This is a genomic window from Rhizomicrobium sp. (assembly GCF_056722145.1).
Map to the genome: position 1 here is coordinate 1 of NZ_JBWZET010000079.1, position 8098 is coordinate 8098.

Genomic DNA, 8098 nt, shown 5'->3' on the forward strand with positions numbered 1-8098 from the left:
CCGTTTCAACCGTAGCCAGCAGGATTCGTTTCTGCCGGTGGTGGAAGACGGCACCGTGATCCTGGTCGGCGCCACCACCGAGAATCCGTCGTTCGAGCTCAACGGCGCCTTGCTCAGCCGCGCCCAGGTGCTGGTGCTGCGCCGCCTCGACGATGCCGCGTTGGAAACGCTGCTGCAGCGGGTGGAAGCCCACACCGGCGAAACTCTTCCGCTCACGGACGATGCCCGCGCCACGCTGAAGGCGATGGCCGATGGCGACGGCCGCTACCTCCTCAATCTCGCCGAGGAAGTGACGGCGCTCAAAACCGTCAAGCCGCTCGATCCTGCCGCCTTGGTGGAAGCGGTGCAGCGCCGCGCCCCGATCTACGACAAGAGTCGCGAGGAGCATTACAATATCATCTCGGCGCTGCACAAATCGATCCGCGGTTCCGATCCCGATGCGGCGCTGTATTGGCTGGCGCGGATGCTGGCCGGTGGCGAGGCGCCGCTGTTCATCGCCCGCCGTCTGGTCCGCGCCAGCGTCGAAGACATCGGTCTCGCCGATCCGCAGGCGATGGTGCAGGCGCTCGCCGCCAAGGATTATTACGATTTCCTCGGGTCTCCCGAAGGCGAGATCGCGCTGGCGCAATGCGTGATCTATCTCGCCACGGCGCCGAAATCGAATGCGGTCTACAGGGCGCTCGGCGCCGCCAAGCGCGCGGCCCAGGAATACGGCTCGCTGATGCCGCCGGCGCACATCCTCAACGCCCCGACAAAGCTGATGAAGAACCTCGGCTACGGTGCCGGCTATCAATACGATCACGACGCCGAAGACGGCTTTTCCGGCCAGAACTATTTCCCCGACGAGATGGAGCGCCAGAGCCTCTACCACCCCAAGGAAACCGGCTTCGAACGCGAAATCACCAAACGCCTGGACTACTGGGCGAAACTGCGCGCCAAACGCGATCCCGGATAACGGTGGAGCCGCGCACCCCTCGCGAACTCCACCGCCGTCCGGAAGAGGTTTGCAGGTGCTTGCGCCTGCGGAGCGCAGCGACCAGCCCCATACCGAACATCGCCACCGATTGTTGGCGCTCGGGTTCGCAAGGGCCGTGCCAGCGACGCTGCCATGCGAATTCAAGCGGTTGCGTGTGGGCGCGCGCGTCGGTGTAAACGGGCAATACGAAATGTTCGTCGTGCAAACGAACGGCGCTGGCCTGTGCCCGGCGATGCGAATCGCCCGCAACACGCCGGCCTGATGCACCGTCATCTTGCCACAATCGCGGGCGAGCATGACGATGCCTGAGGTCCTGGCGCGAAGAGGGGGCAGCCATGAAGTTCCGGAGTCTGTCGGCATTGGTGATCGCGGCGGCCGTGTTCATCGTGGCGCCCGTTCCGGCGACGGCGTCGCCCGCGGGCCTGAAGGCGTTCCGTTCCAACGATGATCTGAAGCAATTTCTGAGACGGGTGACGGCTGCGCGTGCTGCCGCCAACAAACCGCAGGCCGGTGTCGTTGGCGAAGCTCTGGCACCGCCACCACCGCCACCACCTCCAGTTTCCGCCATTGCCACGCAGGCGAAAATCGCGGCGCCGGGCGAAGGCAGTATTACCAACAATCAGGTCCAGGGCGTCGACGAGGGCGACATCGTCAAGGCCAGCGGCGATCTCTTGATCGTGCTGCACCACGGCCGCCTGTTCACACTGTCGATCGCCGGCGGCGGTCTGAAGCCCGTGGACGCCATCGAGGCATCGGCGCCCGGCGTGAATGCGCAGGGCGATTGGTACGATGAAATGCTGATCTCGGGCGCCCGCATCGTCGTCATCGGCTATAGCTATTCGCGGGGCGGCACCCAGGTGAACCGTTTCCGCGTCACGCCCGACGGTCGTCTGTCGTTCCAGGACGCCTATGCGCTCAAATCGAACGACTATTATTCGTCGCGCAACTACGCCTCGCGGCTGATCGGCACCAAGCTGATCTTCTATTCGCCGCGCTATATCCCGTGGAATTTCACCGGCGATCTGGAGCAGGTTTTTCCGGGCCTGAAGCGCTTCGACGATAAGAGTGGCGCCTTCCGTCCCATTGGCACGGCGCAGAACATCTTCATTTCGCCGGGGCAGGGCCTGGAATCCATTGACGCCGTCCATACGGTCGCCGCCTGCGATCTGGTGGCGCCGGTCCTCGCCTGCACCGCCACCAGCGTCTTGGGGCCGCCGGGCCGCGTGTTCTACGTGTCAAAGGATGCGGTGTACGTTTGGGTGTCGGCTTATCATTGGCAGGAGCGCAAACCGCCCACCTCGATGCTGTATCGTTTGGCGCTCGATGGCAGCCGGCCGCAGGCGGTGCGTGTGCATGGCGGCCCGGTGGATCAGTTCTCGTTCGATGACGCCGGCGGTAGCTTGAATGTGCTGGTGCGGTCCGAGGCCGATGGCGAGGCGATGTGGCATTCGGAGCATTCGCGGGGCCAGACCGCGCTGCTGCGGGTCGACCGCGACGATTTCGGCGATGGCACCGACGAGGTCGCCAATCGCGGATATCGCGCGCTGCCCAAGCCCGATGGCGATTTCTGGTCCTTCCAGAACCGTTTTGTCGGTCATCACCTGCTGTACGGCACCGGCGTCGGTTGGGGGGCGCCGCGGGGTGGCGCCAGCACGCTGGTTGTGGTGCCCGTGGACGGCGGCGAGCCGCTGAAGCTCGCGGTGCCGCACAGCATCGACCGGATCGACATCATGGGGCACGACGCCGTGGTGATCGGCAGCGATGCCAACAACCTCGTCTTCTCGGCGGTGACGCTGGCCGGCACGCCGGCGCTCGGGGACCGCTATGTGCTCGCTGGGGCGTCGCAGGGCGAAACCCGCAGTCATGGCTTTTTCTTCAAGCCCGAGCCCGGCCCATCCAACGCGTTCGATGGCGATTACGGCGTCCTCGGTCTGCCGGTGATGCGCACCGCCGATCCCGCGTTCCATCAGTTGTTCCGCGAGTCTGCAGCCGTGGTGTTCGTGCGGCGCACGGCGGGAAAATTCGGTTTGCTGGGCGAACTATCGTCGCACCCGGCCGAGGCGCGCGCCGACGCCTGCAAGGCAAGCTGCATCGACTGGTACGGCAATTCGCGGCCGGTCTTTTATCGCGGCCGCACCTTCGCGCTGATGGGCTATGAAATCGTGGAAGGCGTTTTGGGCGAGCGGGACATGCGTGAAACAGGGCGCGTGAACTTCAATCCCGGCGTGCCGCGGGTGGTCAATTGATCAGTCGGGCCAGACCGTTGTCAGCACCCAGGTTTTGTCGTCTTCGGTGATTTCGCAGGCGATTGCGCCGACCGACAGGCGTTTGGCCTTTTCGCGCTCGACGAAGGCTTTGGTCACGCTCGCCTTCGGAAACGTCTCGACGTCTTTGATCGCGCTCAAGGGCTCGGCCTCTGCTGGTCCGATAAGGTTACGGCACATCCGTTGCGATATGCTGAATTTTTCTATTTGCGGCGGTATGCGGGCTTTCCCCTATATGCAGCATTGCGCGTGCAACTTTGGCGTGCACCCTGCAGCTCAAACGGCCGGCTTGTCGCCGTATCGCAGCACCGTGACCTTCTCGATCGTCACCAGTCCCGACCCCATCATGGTGTCGAGCACCGGCAGGAAGGCGTCGATTTTCTCTTCGGCATCGACGATTTCGATCACCAGCGGCAGGTCCTGCGACAGGCGCAGGATTTTCGCGGTATGCAGGCGGCTCGATTTGCCGAAGCCCATCGGCCCGCGCAGCACGGTGGCGCCGGCCAGCCCCATTTCGCGCGCCTTGACCACAATGGCCTCATACAGCGGCTTGCCGTCGAAACGATCGGCCTCGCCGAAGAAGATGCGCAGGAGTTTCGCGTCGGACGGAATTTTCGTCATGATCACGATCCTTTCAGCTGGTTGATGAACCCCGCGGTGATCGATCCCAGCCAGACCCCGAACATGCAAAGCGTCACCGAGCCGGCAATGTTCCCGCCCGCCGCCATCCATTCGCCGTCGCGGATCAGGTTCAGCGTCTGCAGCGAGAACGAGGAGAAGGTGGTGTAGCCGCCGCAGAAGCCGGTCATCACGAACTGGCGTGTGCCGCCGGAAACCATCACTCGCCCATCGGGAGACGTCAGGGTGAAAACGAAGCCGATGATGAACGAGCCGGTGACGTTGATGAGCAGCGTCCCCCACGGGAAGGTCTCGCCGATGGAGGAGGCGACCAGCCCCGAAAGGGCATAGCGGGCGCCGGTCCCCAGCGCCCCTCCGGCCATCACGAGAAGCAACATCGGCAGGGGCGGCATGGCGAACACTCCGGGGACTGGTAGAATCTGGCAAGGGCTACTAGAACCCCCATCGCGACCCCACGGCAACTCAAAATGGACCGCCAGCTACGCATCGAACGCGACGACGACGGCATCCGGCTGGATCGCTGGTTCAAGCGCCACTACCCGGCGTTGACCCACGGCCGGCTGGAAAAGCTCCTGCGCACCGGGCAGGTGCGGGTGGACGGCGCCCGCGTCAAGGCCGCCGACCGGCTTGCGGCGGGCCAGATGCTGCGCCTGCCGCCGCTGGTCACCGAAGGCAACCTGACCGAGAAACCGCGTCCTGCCGCGCCGGCGATGCAGGGCAGCCTGCAGGACTATGTCCTCTACATGGATGCCTCGGTGATCGTGCTCAACAAGCCGCCAGGGCTGGCGACGCAGGGCGGTTCGGGGCTGTCGAAGCACATCGACGGCATGCTGGATTCGCTGATGTACGAAAAGCGCCAGCGGCCGCGGCTGGTGCATCGCCTCGACCGCGACACCTCCGGCGTGCTGGTGATCGCGCGCACCGTGCCCGCTGCGGCGGCGTTGTCGAAATCGCTGGCGGCGCGCGATGCTTCGAAAATCTATTGGGCGCTGACCAAGGGCGTTCCGGCCAAGAAAAAGGGCACCATCAAGGCGGCGCTGCTGAAGGAAGGCGGCCACGGTCCGCACGGCCGCGATGAGAAGATGGCGGTGCGCGACAGCGACGAGTCCAAGCACGCCATCACCGACTACATGGTGCTGGGCGAGGCGGGCGAGGAGTTCGCCTTCGTCGCGGCCAAGCCGGTCACCGGCCGCACCCACCAGATCCGCGTGCATCTCGCCTTTTTGGAAACCCCCATCGTCGGCGATTTCAAATACGGCGGCGACGCCGCCAAGGGTTCGGGCGTGATTGCCGACCGGCTGCATCTGCACGCCCGCTGCATCGACATTCCCCATCCCGACGGCGGCCGCCTGCAGGTCACCGCGCCGCTGCCCGACCACATGCGCGGCAGTTTCGAGGCCCTCGGCTTCGATCCCGATGCCGAACCGATCCCGTTCTCGTTCAAGCCCGAACCGAAGCCGGAAGCGCGCAAGAAATCCGGCTACAAACCCTTTCTCAAGAAGGCCGGTGCACCGAAAGTATTCGGCACCCGCAACACCGGCGCCAAGAAGCCCAAGCCAGGGAAGAAATGGTGAAGCGCTTCTACAAGGACGTTGCCGTTTCCGCGGCGCCGTTTCGCATTCTGCTCGATGGCCGGCCGGTAAAGACGCCGGCGAAGGGCACGCTCGAATTGCCGACGCTGGCGCTGGCCGCAGCGATTGCCGAAGAATGGCGCGGGCAGGGCGACGAGATCGTGCCCGATGCGATGGGCCTGACCAAGCTTTCCAACACCGCGCTCGATCGCGTTACGCCAATGATGGACGCCGTGCGCGCGCAGGTGATGGCGTTCGTCAACGATCTTCTGTGCTATCGCGCCGAGCGGCCGAGCGCACTCGCGGCGCTGCAAGCGACCGAATGGGACCCGCTGCTCGAGTGGGCGGCGGAGCGCTATGGCGTGCGGCTGAAAACCCGCCCCGGCATCGTCCACTTTGCTCAAACGGACGAAACCATCGCCGCCCTGCGCGCCGCCGTGGACGCCTTCGATCCCTTCGCGCTGACCGCGCTGGCGACCGTTGCGCCGATCCTCGGTTCGCTGGTGTTGACGTTGGCGCTGGCCGAAGGCCGCCTCGATGCCGCCGCCGCCTTTGCTCTCAACCAGCTCGACGAGCGTTTCCAGGCCGAGCGCTGGGGCCACGACAAAGAAGCCGACCAACGCGCCGCCGCACTGCTGGCGGAAGTGAAAACGGCGGAACGGTTTCTCAAATTGGCGCACGTTTCTGCCCCCACGGGCGCCTGAATTTCTCAGCCTGCACTTGGACCGTGGGGGAAGTCCCGCGCCAGCGGGCAAGGGGGCTCGCGATTGCCTGGCGCGCGGGGGCAGAATGATCGTCTGCGCTTAGCCGGGGATGACAGCCCATTTCCCCCGCTCTACAGTTTCCCCGCTTTTTCCGGGGAATCGCCCATGAAGCGTGTCATCCAGGAACTCGAAGAGCGGCGCCGGCGGGCGCGGCTCGGCGGTGGCGAGGCCAAGATCGAGGCCCAGCACAAAAAGGGCAAGCTGACGGCGCGCGAGCGCATCGAGCTTCTGCTCGACCCCGGCTCGTTCGAGGAGTTCGACATGTTCGTCGAGCACCGCAACCACGATTTCGAGTCCGCCAAAACGCGCATCCCCGGCGATGGCGTCGTCACCGGCTGGGGTACGATAAACGGCCGCATGACCTATGTCTTCGCCAAGGATTTCACCGTCTTCGGCGGCTCGACCTCGGAAGCGCACGCGCAGAAAATCTGTAAGATCCAGGACATGGCGCTGCAGAACCAGGCGCCGATCATCGGGCTTTACGACGCCGGCGGCGCCCGTATCCAGGAGGGCGTTGCCGCGCTCGCGGGCTTCGGCGAAATCTTTAAGCGCAACGTCATCGCCTCGGGCGTGATCCCGCAGATTTCCGTCATCATGGGCCCGTGCGCCGGCGGCGATGTCTATTCGCCGGCGCTGACCGATTTCATTTTCATGGTGCAGGGCTCGAGCTACATGTTCATCACCGGTCCCGACGTGACGCGCACCGTGACGCACGAGGACGTCACGCCGGAGCAGCTCGGCGGCGCCAAGGTCCACACCACCAAATCCTCGGTCGCCGACGGCGCCTACGAAAACGACATCGTCTGCATCGAGGAAATCCGCCGGCTCTACGATTTCCTGCCGCTCAACAATCGCGAGAAGCCGCCGCATTTCCCCACCGACGACGTCCACGATCGCGTGGAAGAGTCGCTCGACAGTCTGGTGCCGGAAACGCCGAACAAGCCCTATGACATGAAGGAGCTGATCCTGAAGGTCGCCGACGAAGGCGATTTTTTCGAGATCGCGCCCGAGTTCGCCAAGAACATCCTTACCGGGTTCGGCCGGGTGGAGGGCAACACCGTCGGCTTCGTCGCCAATCAGCCGCTGGTGCTCGCGGGCGTGCTCGACAGCGATGCCTCGCGCAAGGCGGCGCGGTTCGTGCGCTTCTGCGATTGCTTCAACATCCCGATCGTGACCTTCGTCGACGTGCCCGGGTTCCTGCCCGGCACCGCGCAGGAGCATGGCGGCATCATCAAGCACGGCGCCAAGCTCTTATATGCCTACACCGAAGCGACGGTGCCGAAGGTGACCATCATCACCCGCAAGGCTTATGGCGGCGCCTATCTGGTGATGGCCTCGAAGCATCTGCGCGGTGATGTCACCTACGCCTGGCCGTGGGCCGAGATTGCCGTGATGGGTGCGAAGGGCGCGGTGGAAATCATCTTCCGCGGCGACAAAGACGCCGATGCGGTGGCGGCGCGGGTGAAGGAATACGAGGACAAATTCTTAAACCCCTTCGTTGCCGCGAGCCGCGGCTGGGTCGACGAAGTCATCCGCCCCCACAACACGAGGAAACGCGTCGCCGGGGCACTCAGGATGCTGCGCAACAAGCGCGTTGACGCCGTGTGGAAGAAACACGGGAATGAACCGCTGTAAGATTGCAGCTGAGGACTAGGAAATATGGACATCAATATTCCAGAGAAAGCTTCTTCGGAGGCAATACAGTTTTTGCAACGACTTTTTGGTTCCGTTGCAGAAGCGTCCGAGTTTCTGGGTGACAAAATCAGGTTTGTAAGGTGGAAGTCAGCAGTTAGGCGAATTGAAGCAGCACAAAAGTTTGCGAAAGAGGCGGGAGTTCAGCCAAAAGAGGTGCCCCTCAAATTTCTAATACCCTTTATCGAGAAG

General features: G+C 64.0%; 8 protein-coding genes and 1 pseudogene. 6 read left to right on the top strand and 3 right to left on the bottom strand.

Annotated elements, in window-relative coordinates:
- Both AC1P6P_RS04415 and AC1P6P_RS04420 read left to right on the top strand, forming a co-directional pair.
- Positions 1-955 (top strand): replication-associated recombination protein A (locus AC1P6P_RS04415; RefSeq protein ID WP_481401227.1); only part of this gene is annotated, 955 nt, incomplete at its 5' end.
- Positions 956-1311: 356 nt separating this feature from the next.
- Positions 1312-3222, top strand: a complete 1911-nt coding sequence (locus tag AC1P6P_RS04420) for a beta-propeller domain-containing protein (protein WP_481401228.1) — start codon at positions 1312-1314, stop codon at positions 3220-3222.
- Here the strand turns inward: AC1P6P_RS04420 and AC1P6P_RS04425 are convergent, their stop codons facing one another.
- From AC1P6P_RS04425 to crcB, 3 genes are all read right to left on the bottom strand, one after another.
- The gene (locus AC1P6P_RS04425; RefSeq protein ID WP_481401229.1) at positions 3223-3381 is read right to left on the bottom strand and encodes a hypothetical protein; all 159 of its coding nucleotides are present in this window, start codon (positions 3379-3381) and stop codon (positions 3223-3225) included.
- A gap of 135 nt (positions 3382-3516) precedes the next feature.
- Complete coding sequence (locus tag AC1P6P_RS04430; protein WP_481401230.1) at positions 3517-3861, bottom strand: DUF190 domain-containing protein; 345 nt, start codon at positions 3859-3861, stop codon at positions 3517-3519.
- Positions 3862-3863: 2 nt separating this feature from the next.
- Positions 3864-4271, bottom strand: a complete 408-nt coding sequence (crcB, locus tag AC1P6P_RS04435) for a fluoride efflux transporter CrcB (protein WP_481401231.1) — start codon at positions 4269-4271, stop codon at positions 3864-3866.
- Between the two features lie 75 nt (positions 4272-4346).
- On the opposite strand from crcB, the gene AC1P6P_RS04440 reads away from it, so the two are divergent.
- The 4 genes and pseudogenes from AC1P6P_RS04440 to AC1P6P_RS04455 form a co-directional block, all read left to right on the top strand.
- The gene (locus AC1P6P_RS04440) at positions 4347-5453 is read left to right on the top strand and encodes an RluA family pseudouridine synthase (protein ID WP_481401232.1); all 1107 of its coding nucleotides are present in this window, start codon (positions 4347-4349) and stop codon (positions 5451-5453) included.
- The gene (locus AC1P6P_RS04445; protein ID WP_481401233.1) at positions 5447-6154 is read left to right on the top strand and encodes an ATP12 family chaperone protein; all 708 of its coding nucleotides are present in this window, start codon (positions 5447-5449) and stop codon (positions 6152-6154) included. Before AC1P6P_RS04440 ends, AC1P6P_RS04445 begins: the two co-directional genes overlap by 7 nt.
- 165 nt (positions 6155-6319) lie before the next feature.
- A complete protein-coding gene (locus tag AC1P6P_RS04450) occupies positions 6320-7849 on the top strand; it encodes an acyl-CoA carboxylase subunit beta (protein WP_481401234.1) in 1530 nt (509 codons plus the stop codon).
- A gap of 24 nt (positions 7850-7873) precedes the next feature.
- Positions 7874-8098: pseudogene (locus AC1P6P_RS04455) on the top strand (hypothetical protein); the annotation flags it as partial.